21 protein-coding genes and 1 pseudogene are annotated in these 24501 nt (G+C 44.9%); 19 read left to right on the top strand and 3 right to left on the bottom strand.

The annotated features are described in order from the left end of the window. Window positions 1–6 precede the first annotated feature (6 nt). Window positions 7–1266 (top strand): phosphoribosylamine--glycine ligase, encoded by a 1260-nt coding sequence (gene purD, locus BUB66_RS04045; protein ID WP_073255069.1) that lies wholly within the window; start codon window positions 7–9, stop codon window positions 1264–1266. 87 nt (window positions 1267–1353) lie between these two features. Here purD and yfcE read toward each other — a convergent pair whose 3' ends face one another. Beyond that, a complete protein-coding gene (yfcE, locus tag BUB66_RS04040; protein ID WP_073255066.1) occupies window positions 1354–1902 on the bottom strand; it encodes a phosphodiesterase in 549 nt (182 codons plus the stop codon). Continuing rightward, entirely contained in the window at window positions 1893–3230 is a 1338-nt protein-coding gene (locus tag BUB66_RS04035; protein WP_073255063.1) for a CCA tRNA nucleotidyltransferase, read from the bottom strand. The genes yfcE and BUB66_RS04035 overlap by 10 nt, the downstream gene beginning before the upstream one ends. 119 nt (window positions 3231–3349) lie before the next feature. Here BUB66_RS04035 and BUB66_RS04030 point away from each other — a divergent pair, with 119 nt between their 5' ends. The 15 genes and pseudogenes from BUB66_RS04030 (at window position 3350) to BUB66_RS03960 (ending at window position 19632) form a co-directional block, all read left to right on the top strand. After that, entirely contained in the window at window positions 3350–3859 is a 510-nt protein-coding gene (locus tag BUB66_RS04030; protein WP_073255060.1) for a thioredoxin family protein, read from the top strand. Continuing rightward, the gene (locus BUB66_RS04025) at window positions 3856–4251 is read left to right on the top strand and encodes a DUF1284 domain-containing protein (protein WP_244269743.1); all 396 of its coding nucleotides are present in this window, start codon (window positions 3856–3858) and stop codon (window positions 4249–4251) included. Before BUB66_RS04030 ends, BUB66_RS04025 begins: the two co-directional genes overlap by 4 nt. 24 nt (window positions 4252–4275) lie before the next feature. Further along, window positions 4276–5685, top strand: a complete 1410-nt coding sequence (locus BUB66_RS04020) for a sigma-54 interaction domain-containing protein (RefSeq protein ID WP_073255054.1) — start codon at window positions 4276–4278, stop codon at window positions 5683–5685. 263 nt (window positions 5686–5948) lie between these two features. Then, window positions 5949–7016, top strand: a complete 1068-nt coding sequence (locus BUB66_RS04015; RefSeq protein ID WP_073255051.1) for an alanine/ornithine racemase family PLP-dependent enzyme — start codon at window positions 5949–5951, stop codon at window positions 7014–7016. Between the two features lie 61 nt (window positions 7017–7077). Beyond that, a complete protein-coding gene (locus BUB66_RS04010) occupies window positions 7078–8730 on the top strand; it encodes a M20/M25/M40 family metallo-hydrolase (RefSeq protein ID WP_073255048.1) in 1653 nt (550 codons plus the stop codon). Between the two features lie 222 nt (window positions 8731–8952). After that, entirely contained in the window at window positions 8953–10341 is a 1389-nt protein-coding gene (nhaC, locus tag BUB66_RS04005) for a Na+/H+ antiporter NhaC (RefSeq protein ID WP_073255045.1), read from the top strand. Window positions 10342–10516: 175 nt separating this feature from the next. Further along, a complete protein-coding gene (gene ord / locus BUB66_RS04000) occupies window positions 10517–11569 on the top strand; it encodes a 2,4-diaminopentanoate dehydrogenase (protein ID WP_073255446.1) in 1053 nt (350 codons plus the stop codon). Then, window positions 11562–11873 (top strand): 2-amino-4-oxopentanoate thiolase subunit OrtA, encoded by a 312-nt coding sequence (gene ortA, locus BUB66_RS03995; RefSeq protein ID WP_073255042.1) that lies wholly within the window; start codon window positions 11562–11564, stop codon window positions 11871–11873. Before ord ends, ortA begins: the two co-directional genes overlap by 8 nt. Before the next feature lies 1 nt (window position 11874). Continuing rightward, window positions 11875–13281: a 2-amino-4-oxopentanoate thiolase subunit OrtB gene (ortB, locus tag BUB66_RS03990; RefSeq protein ID WP_073255039.1), complete on the top strand. Its 1407-nt coding sequence runs from the start codon at window positions 11875–11877 to the stop codon at window positions 13279–13281. 11 nt (window positions 13282–13292) lie between these two features. After that, window positions 13293–13682, top strand: coding sequence for an ornithine aminomutase subunit alpha (locus BUB66_RS03985; RefSeq protein WP_073255036.1), 390 nt, complete (start codon window positions 13293–13295; stop codon window positions 13680–13682). Then, window positions 13683–15884 carry a D-ornithine 4,5-aminomutase subunit OraE gene (gene oraE, locus BUB66_RS03980; RefSeq protein WP_073255033.1) on the top strand — a complete coding sequence of 734 codons (2202 nt, stop codon included), beginning with the start codon at window positions 13683–13685 and terminating at the stop codon, window positions 15882–15884. It begins immediately after the preceding gene. Window positions 15885–15892: 8 nt separating this feature from the next. After that, window positions 15893–17244: pseudogene (locus BUB66_RS03975) on the top strand (GlmL-related ornithine degradation protein). 180 nt (window positions 17245–17424) lie between these two features. Next, entirely contained in the window at window positions 17425–18003 is a 579-nt protein-coding gene (locus tag BUB66_RS03970) for a DUF6391 domain-containing protein (RefSeq protein WP_244269742.1), read from the top strand. Window positions 18004–18014: 11 nt separating this feature from the next. Continuing rightward, entirely contained in the window at window positions 18015–18704 is a 690-nt protein-coding gene (sfsA, locus tag BUB66_RS03965; protein WP_073255024.1) for a DNA/RNA nuclease SfsA, read from the top strand. Between the two features lie 25 nt (window positions 18705–18729). Further along, window positions 18730–19632 (top strand): selenium metabolism-associated LysR family transcriptional regulator, encoded by a 903-nt coding sequence (locus BUB66_RS03960; protein ID WP_073255021.1) that lies wholly within the window; start codon window positions 18730–18732, stop codon window positions 19630–19632. On the opposite strand, the gene BUB66_RS03955 is transcribed toward BUB66_RS03960, so the two are convergent. Further along, a complete protein-coding gene (locus tag BUB66_RS03955; RefSeq protein WP_073255018.1) occupies window positions 19610–20362 on the bottom strand; it encodes an SIR2 family NAD-dependent protein deacylase in 753 nt (250 codons plus the stop codon). The two genes, BUB66_RS03960 and BUB66_RS03955, sit on opposite strands and share 23 nt — an antisense overlap. Before the next feature lie 218 nt (window positions 20363–20580). On the opposite strand from BUB66_RS03955, the gene BUB66_RS03950 reads away from it, so the two are divergent. The 3 genes from BUB66_RS03950 to BUB66_RS03940 all read left to right on the top strand — a co-directional run bounded on the left by BUB66_RS03950 (window position 20581) and on the right by BUB66_RS03940 (window position 24500). Next, complete coding sequence (locus tag BUB66_RS03950) at window positions 20581–21750, top strand: DUF3798 domain-containing protein (protein ID WP_073255015.1); 1170 nt, start codon at window positions 20581–20583, stop codon at window positions 21748–21750. A gap of 93 nt (window positions 21751–21843) precedes the next feature. After that, entirely contained in the window at window positions 21844–23463 is a 1620-nt protein-coding gene (locus BUB66_RS03945; protein WP_073255012.1) for a sugar ABC transporter ATP-binding protein, read from the top strand. Further along, window positions 23463–24500, top strand: a complete 1038-nt coding sequence (locus BUB66_RS03940; RefSeq protein ID WP_073255009.1) for an ABC transporter permease subunit — start codon at window positions 23463–23465, stop codon at window positions 24498–24500. Before BUB66_RS03945 ends, BUB66_RS03940 begins: the two co-directional genes overlap by 1 nt. Window position 24501 lies beyond the last annotated feature (1 nt).

The raw sequence follows: 24501 nt of genomic DNA, 5'->3' as shown, positions 1-24501 counted from the left end.
AAATGTATGAAGGTACTTGTAGTTGGCAGCGGGGGAAGAGAACATGCCCTTGTCTGGAAGATAGCCCAGAGCCCTTATGTAAAAAAGATTTATTCAGCTCCCGGCAATGCAGGCATTTCGAAACTTGCTGAGTGTGTGGACATTAAAGCCGAAGATATCGAAAGAATTGCAGATTTTGCAGAAAAGGAAGGCATAGACCTTACTGTAGTGGGACCTGAAGCGCCGCTGGTGGAGGGCATCGTCGACGAGTTCGAAAAAAGAAAGCTCAAGATATTCGGACCGAATAAAACAGCAGCCCAAATCGAAGGGAGCAAGGTTTTTGCAAAAAATCTTATGAAAAGATACGGAATACCTACTGCTGAATATGAGGTATTTGACGATTATGAAAAAGCTCTCCGATATGTAGAAAATTCTAACATGCCCATTGTGGTCAAGGCGGAAGGCCTCGCGGCAGGAAAAGGGGTCGTAGTGGCAAGGACAAGTCAAGAAGCCCAAAATGCCATTAAGGCAATGATGAAGGATGGGGTTTTCGGAAAGGCCGGCAGGCGTGTAGTTATTGAAGAATTTCTAGAAGGCCGCGAAGTGACCGTAATGGCTTTCTGTGATGGGAAAACCGCAAAGATTATGGAGAGCAGCAGGGATTACAAAAGAGTATTTGATGGGGATGAAGGCCCCAATACGGGGGGTATGGGGGCCGTTTCCCCTGCATACTATTACACAGATGATGTTTCGGAATACGTGAGAGAAAATATAATCCGAAAAACCCTCGAAGCCATGGAAAAGGAAGGTGCTCTATTTAAAGGGGTGCTTTATGCAGGCCTCATGCTGACTTCGAAAGGGCCGAAGGTTCTTGAGTTCAACTGCCGCTTTGGCGATCCCGAAACCCAGTCGGTTTTGCCGAGGCTAAAGAGCGACCTTGTGGAGATAATTATAAAGGTTTTGGAGGGAAGGCTTTCCGAAGCCGACATCGAATGGAGCAAGGAAAAGGCGGTCTGTGTAGTCCTAGCATCAGGGGGTTATCCCGGTGCCTTTGAAAAAGGAAAGGAAGTAACAGGAATAGAGGATGTGGAAAAAGAAGGAGCCGTTGTTTTTCACGCGGGAACGGCTTTGCAGAATGGGAAAGTAGTCACCGCTGGCGGAAGGGTACTAGGTGTCACCGCTTTGGGCAAGACCGAAGAAGAGGCAAGAGATAAGGCATACAGGGCGGCGTCGAAGATTTACTTTGAAGGAATGCACTTTAGGAAGGATATAGGATTGACATCTTAAAAAATTAAAAAAAGAAGCCCCAACAGGGAGAAATGCATTTACTATGGAAGCTATCATAAATTATACCCAGTTGGGGCTTTTTCTTTTTCAGTCGAGGCTTTCTGACTTTATGGATTGGCCCGTATTCAGGTCTATGAGATGAACCTCTTTACTATCTATCAATGCTACCGATGGCACGCCGTCCTTGGGGAGCGAGCACGAGCCGGGATTTACGTGTAAAAGTCCCGGCAGTATTTTTATATCCTTCACGTGCGTATGACCGGTGACCAGTATATCTACCTTCCACCTCATTGCAAGCTCTTCAAGAGCTTTTTCCTCCATATTATGGCCATGGGTCAAAAGGAGCTTTTTACCGTCAAAGCAGAGCATAGAATACGGTGACTGAAGCGGAACGGAAATGAGCATCTGATCGATAGGGGCATCGCAGTTGCCGACAGAAATGAGCATCGGAATTTGTAAGCTATTTATAATTTCCGAGAGTTCTTTCGGATTATAACCTTCCGGCAGGGGATTTCGGGGACCGTGGTACAGCACATCTCCCGCGTGGAGTATGATATCGCACCGGCCTAGAATTTCCAGAGCTTTCCTGAAAGCAGTCAAGCTCCCGTGGGTATCGCTGATAATGCCTATTCGCATAAAATTCCTCCTTCCAGATTTTTTCTTGCAACTTCCAGCAGGATTTCCCTGCGGTTTAGCTCGGGATTTTCGAGGACTTTTTCTAAAAGCATGTTAAGGAGCTTTCCCACCAGCGGGCCCGGCCGGATTCCAAGCTCCTCTATCAGGTCTTTTCCGGAGATATCGAGGTCCTTTATCTGATAATCGGATTTTTCTTTTTTCAATTTTTCAAGGTCCGAAATAAGTTTTCTAAGTCCGGGCCCTACGGCCTCCTCAAAACCGCTGGCCAGGCGATCAGCTTTTCTAAGCTCGATTAAATTGTATATGTTTTCCCACCCCACTTTTGAAATGAGTCTTCTTGCTTCGGATAGAGGAGTATCAGGCGCGTAGATGAACATGTGATGTTCGATGAGCATAAGGACTTTTTTTGCGGTATAGTTGTCAAATCGCAGATTTTTCAATATGGCTTTTGCCATTTCCAGCGACGTAGTATGGTGACCAGGGAATTCCAGAATTCCTTCTTTTTCTACGGCACACCGGGGTTTCCCCACATCGTGGAGCAGAGCCGCGAGGCGAAGGTGAGGGGAATTTTTTACGTACTTGCAAGCAAGAAGGTTATGTTCGAGGACATCGTTCGGCTTGTTGTTGTGCTGCATTCCCATGCCTTCCAAAAGTTCTGGTATGATATGCTCCATGAGTCCGGTGATGACTAGGGTCACCAGGCCGTCGAAGGGGTGATCGGACGTTATAAGTTTCAAAAGCTCGTCCCTTATCCTTTCGCGGGAAATCGTGTCCAAAAGATGGGCGTGGGCTTTAAGGGCGTAAAGAGTGGAAGGTTCTATTGTAAAGCCCAATTGCGCCTGAAACCGCGCTGCCCTCAAGGCCCTGAGCGGGTCTTCCCAGATTCGCCTGGTATTTCCTGTGCATTTTATCACCCGGGATTTCAAATCCTGAAGTCCACCAAAAGGATCTATGAATTCCGAAGATATGGGGTCGTAAGCCATTGAATTTATGGTAAAATCCCGGCGGGCAAGGTCCGTATAGATTGTGCCTCCGAAAGAGTAGCAGGGCTTTCTACCCGGGGCGTCGTTACGAAAAGGGGTTATTTCTATTTTTGTATTTTCCGCCAAAAGAAGCACAGTGCCGAAGTTGCCGTAGGGAATAGCCTGAGGAAAGATTGACAAAATTTCTTCCGGCATGGCGTCGGTAGCGATGTCGTAGTCTGGGTTTTCTCTTTGCAGCAATGCATCCCTTATGGTACCGCCGACGACGAAAGCCTGGTAGCCCCGCGACTTAAATTTATGGCATATTTCTTTTACGACAGCCGGGATTTTTATGTTTAATTCCATGGCCAACTTTCTCCTTCACAAGGATATGTTTCACAATGGATATTATACACAAAATATATCAAAATTCCTACTTTGGAGAAAACAGTATGGTATAATAAATTGAGGCGGGAGGGATTTTTATGCTGCTTGCAGATTTATACGAAAAAGGTTTGAGTTACAACGAATTTTTGGCCAAAGCCGAACCGAACTACAAGGAAAAATTCGAGATGTTCTACAAAAATATGGTGCTTTCCGAAAATACCGTGGAGCGGATCAAAAAAATAGGGAAAAAAGTCAAAGTTTTAGTTTTTGCCGAGCCCTGGTGTCCGGACTGCATGGTAAGCCTGCCGGTAATGGCTAAAATGGCCGAAATCAACAATTTAATAGAATTTGCCATCTTGCCAAAGGAAGGACATGAGGATTTTCTCGAGAAATACAAATACGACGGGAAACCCCGTATACCAACCTTAATTTTTATGAACGAGGATTATGAGGAATTAGGGGCCTTTGTGGAGATTCCAAAGTTCATAAAAGAAATTTACGAAAGAGGATACCAGCCGGATATAATAGTGGCAAGGAGAAACTACCGGCAGGGCAAGTATCCGGAAGCTATCGCCGGGGACTTTCTTGAAATAATCGAAGGCAAATGAATGGGGGAAAGAAAACTATGATCCAGTTGAGGGGGCATCACCTCGTATGCCTGCACTTTTACCACGGCGAGGGTTATCCTGAGGAGTACATCGATAACCTGAGAAATATAATGGAGAAAGTTAAAAGCGGAGAAAAAATCAGGGTCGTTTGCGGGCCTGACGACGTGTGTGGTATGTGTCCTTATTTAAGTGAAGGCCGATGCGGCTATAAAGAAGGCATGGATGAAGAGGTTAGAAAGCTGGATATGAAAGCTTTAGAGCTTTTAAAAGTCAGCCCGGGGGAAAAGGTAAATTGGAGTGAAATAAAAGAAAAAGTCGCATCGGCCTCTAAAGATTGGTTTTTGTCCTTTTGCGAAGGGTGTGACTGGGAAAGATACTGCAGCAGGTCTTGAAGGATTGACAGGGGAGTGTTAAAAATGTCCGCCGGGCTTTTAGACGAATTTTATAGTGAGATATTGGAAAACTTGGATGTGGGAATTCATGTCGTGGACAGCAACGGCAAAACGGTGTTTTACAATTCGGCCATGGGCAAATTGGAAAGGCTAGAGCCGGAAAGCGTGGTGGGGAAAGGCCTATTTGAGATATTCCCCTCTTTAAGCGGGGAAACGAGTACCCTGTACCAGGTTTTAAAAACGGGGAAAGCTATCGTCGACCGCGTTCAGACTTATTTTAACTACAGGGGCCAGCGGATAACCACCATAAATACGACTTTGCCTTTGAAAAAAGATGGCGAAATCCTTGGCGCTGTAGAAATTGCCAAGGACATTACGGCTTTGCGGGAAATGTCAGAGAAGGTGATATTTCTACAGGATTCAACAAAAGGAAAAGTTTCACGGGAAAATCTTTCTCCTTTTACAAGATTCACCTTTGAAGATATAATAGGTGAAAGTCCTGCAATTAAAAAAGCCATTTATATGGCAAAGAAAGCAGCAATTACATCATCGGCGGTGCTGATTTTTGGAGAAACGGGGACCGGCAAGGAACTGTTTGCCCAGAGCATCCACAATGCCAGTCCAAGGAAGGGAAAACCTTTTATAGCCCAAAATTGTGCAGCCCTTCCGGAAACCTTGCTGGAGGGCATACTCTTCGGTACGGTAAAAGGGGGATTCACCGGCGCGGTGGACAGGCCCGGACTTTTTGAACAGGCGGATGGCGGCACCTTGCTGCTGGATGAAATAAACTCGATGGGGATAAATCTTCAGGCAAAGCTACTCCGGGTTCTGCAGGAAAGGGCCGTGAGGCGGGTGGGTGGCGCAAGCCTCATCCCCGTCGATGTAAGGGTTATAGCGACGACTAACGAAGACCCTATCGAAGGCACTAAAAAGGGCGCTATAAGAAAGGACTTGTTTTATAGACTTGGAGTGGTGTATATAAAAATACCGCCCCTTAGGGAAAGAAGGGAAGACATCCCGGTCCTTATTAAATATTTCATTGAAAAGTTTAACGAGAGATTTGGCAAAAAAGTAAAAGGAGTATCGGAGAAAGTCGGGAGAATATTTAGCGAATACGATTGGCCCGGCAACGTTAGGGAACTGGAAAATGCGATAGAAGGCGCCATGAATATGCTCGGAGATGAGAAATACATAGATGTGGAACATATTCCCTTTTATATTACGGAGAATTTTTGTAAAGCCAATGCAGACTTTAAAACTGAGCCTTCGTCGAAAAGCGAGCTGCCTCTGGAGGAAGCAATTGAGAGCCTCGAGAGAGAAATTATATTAAAGGCTTTAAAAGAATGCGAAGGAAATATCACCAAAGCTGCTGAGAGATTGAAAATAAAACGGCAGACCCTGCAGTATAAGATAAAAAAATATAAGTTGATATGAAGAAAAAAAACCGCCATTCACCAAATCCGTTAGGAAGGTGAATGGCGGGATTTTTTAAACACCATGATTTTCTGGTTCGTCAAAAAGCTTTATAGGTCAACCGGCCTCCCGATTAACCTGATTATACCGTATAAGGTTCCAGCTCCTGCTATCAGCGAAACCCATGCCGGTATACCAAACCCTGCAGGTATATACCCGATTAAAATGGCATGAAGTTTGCTAATTTTGCATGCATGAAAAACTTAAGGGAGAGGTGATTATAAATGAGAAGGCCTTGTGTTGAAATCAATATTGAAAAAATAAAGCACAACGCAAATCACCTTGTGAAGCAATGCGGTGAAAAGGGCATAGAAATATTGGGCGTGACGAAAGGAGTTTGTGCCTATTTGCCGGTTGTTCAGGCGATGCTGGAAGGCGGCGTGAAAAAGCTTGGGGATTCCCGTATGCAAAACATAATGTCTTTGAGAAAGGCAGGCGTAGAAAACCCGATTTATCTAATAAGAATTCCCATGATTTCGGAAACCCAAGACGTGGTATATTACGCCGATGGTAGCCTTAATTCAGAAATAGATGTAATTAAAGCTTTGGCAAGAGAGGCAAAAAAGATTGGGAAAGTCCACAAGGTAATTTTGATGGTGGATGTAGGAGATCTCAGGGAAGGGGTGATGCCGGAAGATGTATTAGATGTGGTTGGAGAAATTTTAAAATTAGAAGGCATAGAGTTTGAAGGCCTTGGCACCAATGTCGGTTGTTACGGGGCGATACTTCCAAGCTACGAAAACACGAAAATTCTGGTTGATTTGGCGGCTAATATCGAAAAAAAGTACGGTATTAAGGTTAAGACCATTTCAGGAGGCAATACTGCGACGTTGTCGCTCGTTGAAAGAGGCAAACTGCCTGAAGGGGTAAACCAGCTTAGAGTGGGTGAAGGTATTCTGCTGGGCACCGATGTTACTAATTTCAGAAAAGTGCCAGGAACCGTTCAGGATACAATGAAGCTTAAAACCGAAGTAATAGAAGTCAAGGTAAAGCCTTCATACCCCATCGGCGAAATAGGTCGGGACGCTTTCGGAAATATACCGGTGTATGAGGACAAAGGCCCCATGAAAAGAGCGATAGTCGCCTTGGGAAAGCAGGATTGCCGGATTGAAGGATTGAAACCAGTGGATGACAGAATGGAAATTCTAGGTGCGAGCAGCGATCATATGATACTGGATGTGACCGATTGTCCGGAAGTCAAGGTCGGCGACGTGATAGAATTTTTTGTGGATTACGCGGCAATGCTAAGTCTTATGACTTCCGGTTATGTGGAGAAAGTAGTGATTCATTAATGTTTAATGCAAGAGTGATTTACAACTTTAAAAACTTTAAATTTAATAAGGGGGATACAAAGTGATAAATAACAACAAAGATGGGCTTTTAGAGTTAACTCTCGAACTGGTAAAGGTTCCGAGTTTTTCTTGCTCGCAGGGTGAGATAGAGCTAGCAAATTTTATTTACGATAGATTGAAGGAACTAGAGTATTTTCGAAAAAATAAAGACAATCTTAAGTTGTTGGAAATAGCAAATGACGAATTAGGAAGAAGTCTGGTATTTGCACTGGTTAAGGCTATACCGCCGACTAGTAAAACAATAGTCTTTATTGGCCATTATGATGTTGTGGATGTAGAAAATTTCGGGGCATTGAAGGAACTAGCTTTCGACCCCATTAAGTACACTGATCGGATTCGAAATTTGCCTTTGAATGAAGATGCCGAAAGAGACTTGGAATCAGGGAATTATTTGTTTGGCAGGGGAATTATGGACATGAAGGCAGGTTTGGCCATTCAGATAGCTTTTCTGGCAGAAGCTTCAAAAAATCCAGCTTCTCTAAATGCAAATATAATGTTTTTGGCAGTTCCGGATGAAGAAAATAACTCGGCGGGGATGCGTGGAGCGATTCCCTATCTTGTCAAATTCCAGGAGGAAATGGGTTTAGACTATATAGCCGCTATCAATTGTGAACCTTCTAGCCCTGCGTTTTCTGGCGATACCAAAAGATATATTCATTTAGGCACTGTAGGGAAGATTATGCCTTTTTTTTACGTTGTGGGAAAAGAAACTCATGTTGTCGACTGGACTGATGGGTTCAATGCCAATCTATTACTTTCATACATAAATATCCTGTTGGAGGTAAAGACGAAGTTTATCGATGGAAAAGACAGGCAGTTTTTCTCCCCGCCGCTGTGTTTAAAACAGAAGGACCTGAGAGAAGCATATTCGGTTACCATTCCTGGAAAGGGAGTGGCCTATTATAACTATTTGACGGTTACTAAGTTGCCGAAGGAAATATTAATGGAGATGAAAAATATTGCCGAAGAAGCTTTTAATATGACTATAAGACATTTAAATGATTCCGCAAATGAATTTTACAAAATTTCGGGAAGGAAAGTAGATATTCCATGGAAAGTAAAAATTCTAACTTATCAAGAATTATTCGAGAGCGTCAAACAGAATTTTTCAGGAGATATAAATGAGTATGTGAAAAAATTTTTTAAAACCCTTCCTGACGACCTGGATGAACGCGAAAAGTGCATAACGTTAATGGGGGAATTGCTGAAATTATGCCCAGACCAAGACCCGAAAGTGATTATCGGATTTCTGCCGCCTTATTATCCTCATCGAGGGAATCTCAGGCAAACCACTAAAGAGAAAAACATTTTAGAAGTGGTAAATAAAATTATTGATTTTGCTCGGAAAGAATTCGCTGAGGAGTTGGAAATGGTTGAGTATATGGGGGGTATAACTGATCTGAGTTTTTTTGGGTTTCAAGGAAGTCGCGAAGAATTGGTTTTCCTTGCGGAAAATATGCCGGGGTGGGGAAATCTTTACGATATCCAAATCGATGAATTGGTTAGACTGGATGTACCTGTCCTGAATATCGGCCCCTCAGGAAAAGATGCCCATAAGAACACGGAGAGGTTAGAACTTGATTACTCATTTAGAGTTGTTCCAAAGCTTTTAAAATTATTTGTAGAAGAGCTGAGTCAAAAAGGGATAAAATGACTTATGCCAAAAATTTTTGCGCAAAGTAATTTGCGTGATCTTATTTACGATAATAACAATTATGAATAGGGTTTTTAACTCCGATATGAATAGGTGTTTAGAAAATAGCCGGATAATTTATCAAAGTTTGGTTTTATTCGATAATTAAAATATTTATGGCACAAAATTTGCTGAATAAATGTAGTTAAGTTGTAACAATAAAATAAGCAAAGGAGGAAAAAAATGCAACCGAGAAAACCTTATCTTTATGAAGCACTTTTTTCTGTTTTAGCACTAATTACAGTCATGGGAATAAGTTTGATTAAGTATCACACCGACCCCCACGTCCCAATGTTAATAGGTTCTTTTTTTGCTAGCATCGTAGCTGTAAGACTAGGCTATAAATGGAAAGACATCGAAAAAGGCATGATTGACGGTATTTCCCAGGCTCTGCAGGCGGTTATAATTTTGACAATAATTGGAATTTTGATAGGTGTGTGGATTTTAGCCGGAGTTGTTCCCACTATGATATATTATGGCCTCAATATTATTTCACCAAAGTTTTTTCTACTCGCTGCACTTCTTATATGTTCCATTACTTCCCTTGCTACTGGTACATCGTGGGGGACAGCAGGTACGATAGGTATTGCTCTGATGGGTATAGGCAAAGGGCTTGGAATACCGGCTCCGCTGGTGGCCGGAGCTGTCATATCGGGGGCGTATTTTGGGGACAAAATGTCGCCTCTTTCGGATACCACTAATCTTGCACCGGCTGTAGCTGGGACGGATATTTTTTCTCATATTAAGCACATGATTTATACAACAGGTGTAAGCTATACTATAGCCGCAATATTGTACCTTTTTTTGGGATTTCGTTTTGGTTCGGAGACTTTAGATATTTCGACTATTAAGGAAATACAGCGGATTCTTGCCGAACAGTTTAACATAAATCCTCTATTACTTATTCCTCCACTGGCTGTTATAACCTGTGTAGCTTTAAAAGTTCCAGCTATTCCCGGAATAACTTTAGGCATTTTTTTAGGAGCGATAGAGGCTTTCATATTTCAAAGTGCTGATTTGGGCCAGATTTTGAATGCTGGGTATTCTGGATTCGTAAGTGAAACTGGTAATCAAATGATAGACGAGCTCTTAACAGCAGGTGGAATGACCGCAATGATGTATTCTATTTCATTAACCATTACATCTATGATGTTCGGTGGTATAATGGAGAGGACCGGGCAACTGGAGGTTATTTTGGAGGCGCTTTTGAAGCGCGTAAGAAGTGCGGGCGGTTTGGTATGTTCCACAATTTTTACGTGCGTTGCCAGCAATATGCTGCTGCCTGAGCAGTATATCTCTATAGTTGTGCCTGGCAGGATGTACGCAAAAGCATATAGAGAAAAAGGGCTTCACCCAAAAAACCTTTCACGGGCGCTGGAAGACGCAGGCACCCTCACTTCTGCTTTGGTCCCATGGAATACATGCGGCGCTTTTATGAAGGGGGTTCTCGGGGTTTCGGCAACCGCCTATGCACCATGGGCATTTGTGAACTACATTAATCCTATCGTTTCTATTATTTATGGTTTTACAGGATTTACCATAGAAAGGCTCAAAGACGATGCTAAAAGCTGATATAAAAATAAAAAAATTTTGTGCGGCAGCCCTCCTTGATGAGGGTATTTTTTTGCAAAAAATTTTGCGGCAAGTAATTATAAATAAACCTTTTTTCAGGGACGAAATATTTGGCATAAAATTTGCTCTTGCAATAAAAATAACTGAATCAAAAAGTCACAAAGGAGTGTTCTGTATGAATAACATAAAAGTCATCGTCTGGGGCCTAGGAGCTATGGGCGGAGGCATGGCCAGGATGATTTTGCAAAAAAAGGGCATGGAGATAGTCGGAGCTATAGCTTCGCGGCAGGAAAAGGCCGGAAGGGACCTGGGAGAAGTACTGAATCTTGGCACTAAAGTCGGTGTGACTGTAACCGCCGAGTCAGAGAAAGCATTGAAAGAAGATGCTGATATCGTTCTTGTTGCCACTTCTTCTTTTACCAGGGAAGTTTTCCCGCAAATTAAGATGGCCGTTGAAAGCGGGAAAAATGTCATTACCATTGCCGAAGAGATGGCTTACCCCGCCTATCGAGAACCCGATATAGCAAAAGAAATAGACAAATTGGCGAAAGACCATAACGTAACGGTCCTTGGAACCGGCATAAATCCGGGCTTCGTACTGGATACCCTCATAATTGCCTTAAGCGGTGTGTGCATGGATATCAAGAAAATCACGGCAAGGAGGATAAACGACCTTTCGCCTTTCGGCACCACAGTAATGAGGACCCAAGGCGTGGGGACTACCGTGGAAGAATTCCACAGAGGCCTGGAGGAAGGCACGATAGTCGGCCACATCGGTTTTCCCGAGTCCATAAGCCTTATTTCCGAATCTCTGGGGCTTGAAATCGACGAAATAAAGCAGATAAGAGAACCCATAGTTTCGAAAGTCTACCGTGAAACTCCTTACGCCAAGGTTCAGCCGGGCATGGTGGCGGGCTGCAAGCATATCGGTATAGGCCTTAGGAAGGGTGAACCTGTTATAATCCTGGAACACCCCCAGCAGATAAGGCCGGAGCTGGAAAACGTCGAAACCGGCGATTATATCGAGATTGAAGGCACCCCCAATATTGATCTGGCAATAAAACCCGAAATTCCTGGTGGCATAGGCACTATTGCCATCGCTGTCAATATGATTCCGAAGGTTATTGAGGCAAAGCCGGGTTTAGTTACTATGAAAGACCTGCCGGTGCCTGCTGCTATCATGGGAGATGTGAGGAAACTTCTGAAGGATGGTGGGGAAAATGCCTGATGCTTTAAAAGGGACCTGGGTTCAGATTCATAAGGTTGTGTTAAAACCCGAGGAAAGGTCGGCACGCCTTCCGGACGATACGAAAAAAGTGCCGCTTGAATTCAGGCTGAAAGGCTTTCTCACACATGACGCCAATTTGGGCGATGAAGTGGAAATCGAGACTTTAATAGGCCGAAAGGTAAGAGGTAAGCTTGTAAAAATAAATCCCATGTATGACCATGGATTTGGAAGGCCTGTGCCTGAGCTTCTCTCAATAGGGATGGAGTTGAGGAAGATCCTGGGAGGTGAAGACAGTGTCTCGTGACATGAGCTACGATGCCGTAATGAAGAGAAAAAATGAAATAATGAAAAAGGCGGTTGGGATAGACTATCAAGTCTTTGAATCGGGCTGCATTGCTTTCGACTACGAGCGCATGATGCAGGAAGTGGGTTATACCATAGACGAAGTAAGGAAGATACAGGCAGAGACGGGGGTAGGGAATACTCCTTTGTTGGAACTTAAAAATCTTACGAAGCTAGCAAGAAAAGTTGCACCACCGGGTAAGGGAGCCCGGATTTTCGTAAAGGATGAAGCCTGCAACCCTTCGGGCAGCTTTAAGGACAGGAGAGCATCGGTTTCGGTATACAGGGCTCAAAAATTGGGGTATAAAGGAGTAATAGCCGCCACCAGCGGAAATTACGGTGCGGCGGTGGCATCGCAGGCTGCCATGAGGGGATTAAACTGCATTGTGGTTCAGGAGGTATTCGACAGTCGAGGGAGGGGACAGCCTGAAATACTGGAAAAGGGTAGAAAGTGCGAAGCTTTTGGCGCCGAAGTAATCCAGCTTACTGTGGGACCCGAATTATTTTACACCTTTTTGTGCCTGCTGGATGAAACGGGTTATTTCAATGCATCGCTTTATACCCCCTTTGCCATAGCCGGGATTGAGACGCTGGGATATGAGCTGGCGGAGCAGGTAAGGGCAATCGCAGGTAAGGACCCCGATGCGGTGGTTGTAACCCATGCGGGAGGGGGGAATGTCACCGGCACCGCAAGGGGACTTTTGAAGGCAGGTTGTAAAAATACGAAGATTATAGGAGCGAGTGTTGATCTTACTGGACTTCACATGGCAAGCGACAGGGACTTTAACAGGAAATCCTTTACCACCGGTCATACAGGCTTTGGCGTTCCCTTTGCCACATGGCCCGATAGGGCTGACGTGCCGAGAAATGCTGCAAGGCCCCTGCGCTACCTGGATAGATATGTGACCGTAAGTCAGGGCGAGGTCTTTTACATTACGGAGGCTTTAGCACAGCTCGAAGGCCTGGAACGGGGTCCTGCGGGCAACACATCTCTTGCGGCTGCTTTTGCGATAGCTCAGGAGATGGACGAAGATCAGGTTATCGTGGTGCAGGAAACGGAATATACGGGGGCCGGGAAACTGCCATCTGCTCAGCTTACTTTTGCAAAAGAAATGGGTGTAGAAGTGCGCCGAGGGGACCCTGCCGACGACAAGCCGGGCGAGAGGATAATAATCCCGGAGCATCCTTCTCAAATTAGGGTAAAGGAAGTTGACCTGAACGTCTTGAGGAAATCCTATATCAGCAACTGTTTAGAAAATTATAGAGTCGAAAAGGTGACGGAGGAAGACATAAAATTCCTGGCCGAAGATACGAAGACAGACGAGGAATATGTAAAGAACATATTAAAAGATCTGGGAGTTAAATTTTAGGAGGTGAGAAAATGCAGAGAAAAGATGACTTTGAAGAAAGGCGAAAGCACCTTGCAAATCTCACTGAGAAAGAATTAGAAAAAAGGTTCTGGGAGCTCACCGAAAAAATAGTAGACCCTCTGATTGAGCTTGCGCGAACCCATACATCTCCTTCTATAGAAAGGTCAGTGCTGCTCAGGATGGGTTTTGACAGCCTCACGGCGAAAGCTGTTGTGGAAAAGTGCGTGGAAAAAGGATTGCTCGGTAAGGGAGCGGGGCAAGTGGTTTTAAAATACGCCCTTTATAAAGGGATTTCCGTTAAAGAAGCCGGGAATCAATTGGCTCGAGGCGAGGGCTGGGATGAAATAGAAAAAGCCATGGCGTTAAAAATAGACGCATCTACTGTGGGGAAGGTGATGTAAATGGAACTTAAAAAAGATGAAAAGCTGAATATTGAAGAAATACTGAAGGACCTGGAGCACTACCGTCCCCACAGAAGGGGCTGGCACTGGCGTGAAAAGGTAGAAAACCAGAAAATAGGGCCTTTTGAGTACCTTGAAACATCAAAGAGCTTAAAAAACAGCATCCCGCTTCCAGCCGCCAAGTATTTCGGAAACATAGACCCGCAGCCGGATTTCGTCATCACCACGGAAATTGCTTCCGGCAGGTTTGAAGACGATATCCGCAGGATGCGCATGGCGGCTTGGCACGGCGCGGACCACATCATGGTTATCAGGACCGCGGGACAGAGCCACTTTGACGGCCTTATCGAGGGTACTCCAGAAGGTGTCGGGGGAGTTCCGATAACCAGAAAACAGCTTCGGGCTACAAGAAAAGCTCTTGATATGATAGAAGATGAGGTGGGGAGGCCGATAAACTTTCACTCTTATGTCAGTGGTGTGGCGGGACCCGAAGTGGCGGTGCTTTTTGCAGAAGAAGGAGTCAACGGCGCACACCAGGACCCGCAGTATAACGTGCTTTATAGGAACGTCAATATGGTGCGTTCCTTTGTCGATGCGGCGGTAGCAAAAAAGATAATGGCCTGGGCCGATATGATACAAATAGACGGCGCCCACAATGCCAACGCCACCGCCCGGGAAGCGTGGAAGGTAATGCCTGAGCTCATGGTGCAACATGCCATAAATGCTATGTATTCATTAAAGGTCGGCATGAAAAAAGAAAACATCTGCCTTTCGACAGTGCCGCCGACTGCGCCCCCGGCTCCGTGTTTGAGGCTTGACCTCCCCTATGCTGTGGCCCTGCGGGAACTCTTTAAAGGATTCAGGATGCGGGCCCAGATGAACACGAAGTACATCGAATCAAGCACGAGGGAGGCCACCGTAACTCACGTCCTTAACCTCCTCATATCGCGCCTCACCGGTGCAGATATACAGAGCACCATCACTCCAGATGAGGGGAGGAACGTGCCCTGGCATTACTTCAACATACAGGCTGTTGATACGGCAAAACAAGCTCTTGTGGGTATGGACGGTTTGTCCGAGATGGTCCAAATAAAAAGGGATGGCCCCCTCGGGGAAAAAGTGAGGGAATTAAAGGAGAGAGCTGTGCTCTTTCTCGAAGAAATCCTGGAGGTAGGTGGGTATTTCAAGGCCGTCGAAATGGGATTTTTCGTGGATTCGGGATTTTACCCCGAGCGTAACGGCGATGGAATCGTAAGAAAAATCGATGGCGGCGTTGGAGCCGGGACCGTGGTAAAAAGGGACGAAGACTACATGGCGCCCGTTTGCCACCATTTCGGCTACAATAACCTGCAGGAGGGACTGGAGCACCCCTGCGATTTGATAGGAGGGTGCACCCTTTGCAATCCGGATAAGATAGCTTATATCGATGAACTGGATGAAAAAGACAACGTCCACGTGAGGCTGGAAGAGACAAGACAGCTCAAAGAAAAAGGCCTTATAAAACCTGAAGTAGAGTGGTTTGCCGATGGAGTTGTTTGCTTGAACGTGTTCCTGCCTGTCAATGAAGAGGTGGCAGAAGCTGCGGGGCTGGAAATTGCAAAAAGGATGGGGCTCGAGGATGCCGAAATAATCCACCGCGAGATAATGCACCCCGCCGAAGGTACTTACCTTGAAATAAAGGGGAAAGTCCCATTTGCGATTGACCCCTCAACGCTTTCGATTCCTAAAAAACCGGAGGTGCTTACGGAAGAGGAAATAAGGAACTTCGTAAAAGAACATCCTATAAAAATCGTTGCGGCTACTGTTGGTGAGGATGAACATTCCGTGGGCCTAAGGGAAATTTTGGACATAAAGCACGGGGGCCTTGAAGGTTTCGGAATTGAATGCCATTACCTCGGAACATCGGTGCCGGTAGAAAAGGTGGTGGATGCCGCAATAGAAGTCGATGCCGATGCTATACTAATAAGCACCATTATAACCCATGCGGATATTCACAGGATAAATATGAGGAAATTACACGAACTGTGCGTAGAAAAAGGCATTAGGGATAAAGTTATTCTCGTAGGCGGTGGTACTCAGGTTACCGATGACATAGCAAAGGAGTCAGGGCTTGATGCGGGATTCGGAAGAGGTACTAAAGGGATACACGTTGCCAGTTTCCTGGTGAAAAAAATAAAGGAGAAGAAAGAAAAATGGGGGTAAGTTAGGTGATCGAGGCGGATGTGCTCGTAGCGGAAATAGGGAGCACCACTACTTTGGTCAATGCTTTTGCGGTATCGGCACCCCCTGTCCTCGATTTATGGGGCAGGGGGTTGCACCTACTACTGTGCTGCAGGGAGATGTTACCGTTGGTCTTGAAAAGGCCATAAAAGATTTGGAGAAAAAGCTGGGCGGTCCTTTAAAATGGCAGAGGATGATGGCCTCAAGCAGCGCGGCCGGCGGGCTTAAGATGACCGTTCACGGACTAGTTTACGACATGACGGCAAAGGCGGCCAGGGAAGCGGCTTTGGGCGCCGGAGCGGTCCTGTACATGACGACGGCAGGTGTTTTGGGCGATGCTGAGCTTGAGAGGATTAAAAAGATAAGGCCGAATATAATTCTCCTGGCAGGAGGAGTGGATTACGGAGAAAAGAAAACCGTCCTTGAAAACGCAAAAAAAATTGCAGGGTTGAACCTGAATACCCCAGTAATTTACGCAGGGAACGTGGCGGCAAGGGATGAAGTGGCTTCCATCTTTGAGGGAAAAAACAAAGTTTTTTTCGTGGAAAATGTCTACCCAAGAATTGACGAACTCAACGTGGAACCTGCGCGAAAGGTAATTCAGCAGGTTTTCGAAGAGCACATAGTGGTTGCGCCGGGCATGGAAAAAATCCGCGCCATGGTGGACGGGCCAATAGTGCCGACTCCAGGGGCCGTGATGATGGCTGCGGTACTTTTAAAAGAAGACATAGGGGATTTGATGGTAATAGATGTGGGCGGGGCCACGACGGATGTGCATTCGGTAACCGAAGGTTCGGAGGAGATAAATAGGATGTTACTATCCCCGGAACCCGTTGCCAAAAGGACGGTTGAAGGGGATTTGGGAGTTTATGTAAACAGGTACAACGTGATAGAAATAGTGGGTTTCGAAGAAGCAAAGAGGATTTACGGTGAAAATTTAAAAGAGGCCCTGAAAAATCAGCCGCCGGTGCCCGAAAATCCTGAGGAGATAAAACTCGCGGAATTCCTGGCGGAGATAGCTACCGTAACGGCGGTCAATCGCCATGCTGGAGAGATAAAGCATCTATATGGACCGACGGGAAGATACACCGTGGCTCAGGGGAAGGACCTGACCCAGGTAAAGTGGATAATCGGAACGGGCGGAGCTTTTACCCGGCTTCCTGGAGGGAAAAATATATTAGAAAAAATAAAGGCTAAAGCTGGGACAAAAAAGCTACTGCCCGGTGAAGATGCGAAAGTTTTGATAGATTGGGACTATATAATGGCTTCTGTGGGCGTGCTGTCAAAAGAATATCCTGCCGATGCAAAAGAACTACTCGAAAAAAGCCTCAGGCTGAAATAATTCTTTAATTCTTGCCAAAAGCAGGTCAAAAACGGTATACTATAACTGGGTGATGTTATGCCGTTTTTGATTTTTTTATTTTTACTCCTTTTGTTTTTCCCGTATCTCTTTTTACCAATTCTAGCTTTTTTCCTCATAGGCTTTATATTCCTGCTTCCGTATGTATTCGTTTTCCAGTCTTTGCTTAACATCGTAACCATTCCGTGGCAGCTTTTAAAAATCGCCACGGACAAGCGGGTAAGGAAGAATCACAGCCTTGAACACGCCACCATTAATGTGCTGGAAGAAAGGTATGGCAGGACGCTTCGCATAGGCGGCCTTGCTTACTCCGATGGATTTTCGATATCGGGGCCCGACCTTCCGCCGCCTTATGAAGTTTTGGATGCGGCAAGAGAAGCGCTATTTCGCATGAAAAACGGCGAAAGTCAGCTCGCTATCCACCCGCGGTGCGGGACTTCTATGGCGGGGGCGAATTTCCTCTTTTCGGCAGTATTCATATTAGTTCTGGTTTTTTACGACCATCTTTCCATCATCAATATTTTATTGGCGTTTTTGGTTGCGAACATGCTGGCGATTCCATTTGGCAAGGTGCTCCAAAAGTTTTTCACGACCTATCCGGACGTAAGAGATTTAATGATCGTAGATATTTACGGGAGAGGCTTTATTTTTGGTTTTCCGTTCGAAAATTTTTTTAACCCCAACAGAACTTATTATGTAAGAACTGAATTTGAATCCGGACAATTTAGATTGCTGCTTTAGGAGAAAGGATTATGAAAATCGATGGAGAAAAAGTCAACGGGGTTTTTGAAAAAAGGTTGAATAGGTTTGTCGCTTCCGTGAAAATAAACGAAAAGTCAGAGAATGTCCATGTTCCAAACAGCGGAAGGCTTAAAGAGCTTTTGACACCGGGTGCCCGAGTGATCCTGCAAAAAGCTCTAAATCCGCATAGAAAATACCCTTATGATTTGATAATGGTGTACAAGGGAAATACCCTCATATCCATAGATTCAACCTTGCCATCCCGGCTTCTAGCGAGCGAACTTTCAAAAAAGAAGTTGTTGAAGCTCGATTACGACTGCGTAAAGACAGAAGTATTTTACGGCAACAGCCGTTTTGACGTCGCGCTTGGAAACGATGGCGAAATTTTCTATTATATGGAAGTCAAGGGTGTAACCCTGGTTGAAGAAGGCAAGGCCCTCTTTCCCGATGCGCCGACGAGAAGAGGCGCAAAGCATTTGATTGAGCTTGCAAAAGCAAAGAAAGAGGGATTCGGCGCCGGCATATTTTTCGTGGTACAGAGAGACGACGCCGAAATTTTTTCACCCAATGATTCGATGGACGAAAATTTCGGGAAGGCTCTAAGGGTCGCCGCAAATGCCGGGGTTGAACTTTTTGCATACAGCTGCCGGGTAACTCAAGATGAAGTGGTACTGCTTCGGCCGTTGCCTGTAGAGTTGTGAACAAAGAATGACGGGGGTTTTCACGGTGGAATTCCATCAGTTAGAAGCTTTCGTAAAAGTAGCGGAAAATAAAAGCTTTTCAAAAGCTGCGGCTTCGCTTTTTTTGACTCAACCCACGGTAAGCTCCCATATAATTTCTCTGGAAAAAGAACTAAACGCAAAACTTTTCGACAGGCGGGGAAAGGAAGTAGAATTAACTCCGGCAGGCAGGATTTTGTACGAAAAAGCAAAACTCATCTTGGAAGAGAAAGTAAGGATTCTTGAAGAAATTAAGCATTTTTTGGGGACCGTGGAGGGGGAACTCAAGATTTGCGCAAGCTCCATTCCGGCGGTCTACATACTGCCATTTTTGATAAAAAAATTTAACGAACTGTATCCCGGGGTTAAGTTAAAGGCACACCAGGCCGATTCGGGAGAGGTTATAAGAATGGTTTCCGACGGGGAAGTTGAGATGGGTATTGTAGGCACCGCTTTGACGACCGACGAGCTGGTATTCGAATCTTTTATGACCGATGAACTGGTGCTGATAACGCCCGTTTGCTGGAAAAAAAAGAGGTTTGAAAAAGGGAAGTCGGTATCAATTGGCGATATTATTGAAGAAAGATTTGTATTGCGCGAAAAAACTTCCGGCACGAGAAAGGTTTTTGAAAAGGCATTGAGCGACAAGGGTATAAAACTCGAAGATTTAAATGTCGTTGCGGAGTTCGGCAGTTCCGAAGCGGTAAAACATGCTGTAAAAGAAGGTATGGGGATTTCCGTTATATCTCAAAAGGCCGTGTTGGATTACGAAAAGATGGGCTTTATAAATGTTTACCGCATCGGGGACCTGGACCTTCGCAGGAACTTTTACCTGGTGTACAAAAAAAGTAGAACCCTCTCGCCGAATGCCGCTACTTTTAAAGAATTTATTCTAAATTTAATTCCCTAGCTAATTTTGTGAAATACTCGCCCGCAGATGAGTGAAAAACTAAAGTGGCTTTTTTGTCCCATGGAGTGGGTTCCCTGTTTATTATTATTAGCTTTTCCGCGTATCCGGGCATATCGGCAACAGGATAAACCTGAAGGCTGCTTCCCACCACTATCAAAAGTTCGCATCCCCTTAAAGCCTCTAAAGCTCGATAATAATCCTTGCCCATTGGGTCTTCGAAGAGCACCACGTCGGGGCGAAGCATTCCGCTGCATTTCCTGCACCGAGGAGGATTTACGCCTTTTTCGTATTGCTCTTTTAATTCTGTGAAAGGATAGGACCTACCGCATTCCATGCAGTGGCATGTGCGAAGGTGTCCGTGGACTTCCCATACTTTTTTGGAACCCGCCTTTATGTGTAGCCCATCTATATTCTGGGTAATCACTCCATATATCAGTCCTTGCTCTTCCATCAAAGCTAGTACTTTGTGCGCTATGTTGGGTTTGGCGTCAATATAGCTGCTCCACCGCGGCAGGTTAAAATCGTAAAATTCTTTAGGATTATGCATAAGGGCGGATAAACTTGCTTTCTGGATAGGGTCGTATTTTTCCCAAAGACCTGTGCCTTTGCTTCGATAATCGGGAATCCCGCTTTCAGTGCTTATTCCCGCCCCTGTAAGAACTAGCGTATAGCGGGATTTTTTTATTATTTCCGCCGATTCTTTTATGATGTCCTTTTCTGATGTCGACATATATGATCACCTCAAGGATAATTATACAACTAACTTTTTATGTTGTTGAAGGATTTTTTGTTTTGAATGTCGAATAAGAAATACCATTGATTATCAAATCATAATTTATAATATTATTTACATCAAAAATATAAAATATTTTAAGGAAGGGGTGGATAAAGAAAAAATATAAATCATTAAAAACCATAACATTAAAATTATCAAAAGGGGGGTCTTCAGTGGTTAAAAAACTTATTTCTGTATTTTTAATCTTAGTGTTCTGCTTGAGCGTAGCAGGGTGCGGGAACACCGGAACGCAGAATTCCTCTTCGGGTGGAAATGCCTCTCAAGGTTCGGGCTATAAGATTGCCATCTACACCAATACTGTTTCTCAAAACGAAGAAGAATTCAGATCCGCTGAGCAGGCCCAGAAAAAGTACCCGGACATTATAGTGACCCAGACGATGCCTGACAACTTTATGAAAGAGCAGGAGACCCTTATAGCCAATGCTGTTGCCTTGGTTTCCGACAAGAATGTTAAGGCTCTGATTATGAACCAGGCGGTTCCCGGTGCGGCGGCGGCTTTCGAAAAAATAAAGCAACAGCGTCCAGACGTTCTTTTGATTGCCATAACCCCTGCCGAACAGGATGTCATCGGAGACAAGGCCGATATAGTTGTTCAGGCTGATGAACTTTCCATGGGCTACAAAATGGTGGAACAGGCCAAAAAATTTGGAGCTAAGACCTTTGTGCATTATTCATTCCCGAGGCATATGTCTTACCCGCTTCTTGCCAGAAGAAGAGACATATTGAAGCAGGAATGCGAAAAGGCGGGGATAAAATTCGTCGACGCTACTGCGCCTGACCCCACAGGTGATGCGGGATTGCCTGGTGCGCAGCAGTTCATCATCGAGGACATTCCCAGAAAGGTTGCCGAATACGGAAAGGATACCGTATTTTTCAGCACCAACTGCGGTATGCAGGAGCCTCTAATAAAAACAGCATTAGAACAAGGTGCCATGGTGGTGCAGCAGTGCTGTCCTAGCCCCTTCCACGGCTATCCTGGGGCCCTTGGCATAAACATTCCTCCTGACAAGGCCGGAGACGTGAATTACGTGATAGAGCAGATAAAGGCTAAAATTGCGGAAAAAGGAGGAACGGGCAGGTTCTCTACCTGGCCGATTCCAGCAGGAATGCTCTTTACTGCGGCTGCGGTGGAATACGCGAAACTTTACGCGGAAGGGAAATTAGCATCTAAAAACGACCCTGAAGCCTTTAAAAAGTGTTTGCAGGAAGTTGCCGGTGATACGAAGATTGAAATAAGCAATTACGTCGAAGTGGGTGCGGATGGGAAGGAAATAAAGCACGACAATTTCTATATGGTTCTGAGCGACTACATAACCTTCTAATTTAATTTTGGAAGCTTAGGGGATTGCCGCTTTTTAAGGGCAATCCCCTCATAAGTGATATTTTTTATTTTCTTCTAGAGGTGAAAGTTTGATATGGGAGAAAACAAAAATACCTACATTATAGAGCTGAGAGAAATAGAAAAGGAATACTACGGAAACAAAGTTTTAAAGGGAGTTAGCCTCGCCGTAAAGCCGGGAGAAATCCACGCACTGGTGGGAGAAAACGGTGCGGGGAAATCAACTCTCATGAACATCATTTTCGGAATGCCGGTAATCTTCAGCACGGGCGGATTTGCCGGCGAAATACTGTTTGAAGGAAGACCCGTTGAAATAAAATCGCCTAGAGAAGCTATGGAGCTAGGCATAGGAATGGTCCACCAAGAGTTCATGCTCCTGCCGGGGTTCACGATAACGGAAAACATAAAGTTAAACCGGGAGATACTGAAGGACAATATAGCTAGTAAAATTTTCGGACCTAAGCTTAAGACTTTAGATGTGGCCGCCATGAGAAAAGATGCAAAAAAAGCATTGAATGAGCTTGGGATGAATGTGGATGAGTGGCTTCCCGTTGCAGGGCTGCCTGTAGGATACATGCAGTTTGTGGAAATAGCCAGGGAAATAGACAAGAAGAATGTAAAACTGCTTATTTTCGATGAGCCTACCGCTGTGTTGGCCGAAAGCGAAGCCGAGAAATTGCTCGATGCCATGAAGATGCTGGCTAGAAAAGGGATAGGAATATTATTCATAACCCATAGATTAAATGAAGTATTGGCCGTAGCTGATAATATAACGGTTTTAAGAGACGGCGAAAAGGTAGGCACTATGAGAAAAGAAGAAGCATCGATTGAAAAAATGGCGCAGATGATGGTGGGAAGGAAAATAGAGAGAGTTGAAAAAAGTAAGGGCAGGGTAGAAAAAAATACCGAGGTTATTTTGTCGATAAGAAATCTTTACGTCGATATGCCGGGCGAACAGGTGAAAGGCGTAAATTTGGATGTTTACAGGGGAGAAATTTTAGGAATAGGAGGGCTTGCGGGCCAGGGAAAGATAGGCATCGCCAACGGAATAATGGGGCTTTACAGGGCAAAGGGGGAGGTATATAAAAACGGCAAAAAGATTGAATTGAACAATCCCAGAAAAGCGATGGAAAACGGTTTGGCCTTCGTGTCGGAGGATAGACGCGGCGTAGGTTTAATGCTTGACGAATCCATTGAATTAAATATAGCCATAGGGGCGATGCAGGTAAAAGGGATGTTTTTAAAGCCCCTTTTGGGCTTAAATTGGATAAAACTTCTTGATGAAAGAAAGGTGCGGGAGAATGCCTTAAAGTACATAAAGGAGCTGGATATAAGATGCACCGGTCCCACCCAAAAGACCAGGCAGCTGAGCGGCGGCAACCAGCAAAAGGTCTGCATAGCAAAGGCTCTTGTCCTTGAGCCGGACATATTGTTCGTTTCTGAACCCACGAGAGGTATCGATATAGGGGCAAAGAAACTGGTTTTGGATTTGCTGGTGAAACTCAATGTCGAAGAGGGCATGACCATAGTTATGACCTCCAGCGAATTGGGAGAACTGCGCTCGATTTGCGATAGAATTGCAATCGTCTACGACGGAAAAATCGAAGGCATCTTAAGTCCTCAGGATTCAGACACCGACTTCGGACTGATGATGGCCGGAGAATACAAATCCCATTCGAGGGAGGAGGCTTTGTAATGAAAAACCTGTGGCAAAAGCTCGTAGATAAGTACGGTTATCCTAAAGTTTTTATAACGATCCTGCTTATAATACTCCTAATTATAGCAATTATACAAAAGCAAAGCGTTTACGGACTTTTGAAGGACTCACTCGTAAGAATAGGCATGAATAGCGTCCTAGTGCTGGCGATGGTGCCGAGCATTGTATCGGGAACGGGACTCAATTTTGCACTTTCCATAGGAATCATAAGCGGTTTGATTGCCGGATGCATAACTATAGAAATGGACATCGTGGGATTGAAGGGTTTTTTGACGGCGGTTTTGATTTCCATTCCTCTTTCGGTAGTGGCGGGTTATTTGTATTCCATCTTGTTGAATAAGGTTAAAGGGGACGAGATGACTGTAGGGACATATATGGGTTTTTCAGTCGTGTCCTTGATGTGCATCGGGTGGTTGCTGCTTCCTTTTAGGAATCCCGAAATGGTGTGGGCAATAGGAGGAAGAGGTCTCAGAACCACCATAACCCTGGCAAATAAATACGATAAGGTGCTGGACCGGTTGATAACCCTGCCCAATGTTGACTTACCCATAGGTACTTTTTTGTTTTTTGCCGTCTGCTGTTTCTTCATCTGGCTTTTTTTGAGGTCCAAGACGGGAATCGCCATGATGGCTGCGGGGAGCAATCCCAGGTTTGCACAAGCTTCGGGAATTAATGTGGATAAATATAGGACCATAGGGACTATACTCTCCATGGTTTTGGGTGGAATCGGCATACTTGTGTATGCCCAAAGCTACGGATTTTTCCAGCTTTACACCGGCCCCTTGATGATGCCTTTCGCTGCGATTTCCGCAATATTAATTGGCGGGGCAACAGCGAGGAAGGCTTCAATTTCCAACGTAATAGCTGGAGTGATTTTATTTCAATCCCTCCTTACCATTTCGCTGCCGGTGATTAATAGAATGATGCCGGAAGGGAATCTGTCGGAGGTAGTGAGGATAATAGTAAGTAATGGAGTAATATTGTACGCATTAACCAGGGTAGGAGGGAATGAATGAG

Origin of the sequence: Caldanaerovirga acetigignens (assembly GCF_900142995.1) — a bacterium.
Taxonomy (GTDB): domain Bacteria; phylum Bacillota; class Thermosediminibacteria; order Thermosediminibacterales; family Thermosediminibacteraceae; genus Fervidicola; species Fervidicola acetigignens.
This window is presented reverse-complemented; position numbering and strand designations above follow the sequence as displayed.

Bases quoted from the DNA above. Each gene is read 5' to 3' on its own strand.
- purD (WP_073255069.1), top strand. From the start codon at position 7: ATGAAGGTACTTGTAGTTGGCAGCGGGGGAAGAGAACATGCCCTTGTC.
- yfcE (WP_073255066.1), bottom strand. From the start codon at position 1,902: ATGCGAATAGGCATTATCAGCGATACCCACGGGAGCTTGACTGCTTTC.
- BUB66_RS04035 (WP_073255063.1), bottom strand. From the start codon at position 3,230: ATGGAATTAAACATAAAAATCCCGGCTGTCGTAAAAGAAATATGCCAT.
- BUB66_RS04030 (WP_073255060.1), top strand. From the start codon at position 3,350: ATGCTGCTTGCAGATTTATACGAAAAAGGTTTGAGTTACAACGAATTT.
- BUB66_RS04025 (WP_244269743.1), top strand. From the start codon at position 3,856: ATGAATGGGGGAAAGAAAACTATGATCCAGTTGAGGGGGCATCACCTC.
- BUB66_RS04020 (WP_073255054.1), top strand. From the start codon at position 4,276: ATGTCCGCCGGGCTTTTAGACGAATTTTATAGTGAGATATTGGAAAAC.
- BUB66_RS04015 (WP_073255051.1), top strand. From the start codon at position 5,949: ATGAGAAGGCCTTGTGTTGAAATCAATATTGAAAAAATAAAGCACAAC.
- nhaC (WP_073255045.1), top strand. From the start codon at position 8,953: ATGCAACCGAGAAAACCTTATCTTTATGAAGCACTTTTTTCTGTTTTA.
- ord (WP_073255446.1), top strand. From the start codon at position 10,517: ATGAATAACATAAAAGTCATCGTCTGGGGCCTAGGAGCTATGGGCGGA.
- ortA (WP_073255042.1), top strand. From the start codon at position 11,562: ATGCCTGATGCTTTAAAAGGGACCTGGGTTCAGATTCATAAGGTTGTG.
- ortB (WP_073255039.1), top strand. From the start codon at position 11,875: ATGAGCTACGATGCCGTAATGAAGAGAAAAAATGAAATAATGAAAAAG.
- BUB66_RS03985 (WP_073255036.1), top strand. From the start codon at position 13,293: ATGCAGAGAAAAGATGACTTTGAAGAAAGGCGAAAGCACCTTGCAAAT.
- oraE (WP_073255033.1), top strand. From the start codon at position 13,683: ATGGAACTTAAAAAAGATGAAAAGCTGAATATTGAAGAAATACTGAAG.
- sfsA (WP_073255024.1), top strand. From the start codon at position 18,015: ATGAAAATCGATGGAGAAAAAGTCAACGGGGTTTTTGAAAAAAGGTTG.
- BUB66_RS03955 (WP_073255018.1), bottom strand. From the start codon at position 20,362: ATGTCGACATCAGAAAAGGACATCATAAAAGAATCGGCGGAAATAATA.
- BUB66_RS03945 (WP_073255012.1), top strand. From the start codon at position 21,844: ATGGGAGAAAACAAAAATACCTACATTATAGAGCTGAGAGAAATAGAA.
- BUB66_RS03940 (WP_073255009.1), top strand. From the start codon at position 23,463: ATGAAAAACCTGTGGCAAAAGCTCGTAGATAAGTACGGTTATCCTAAA.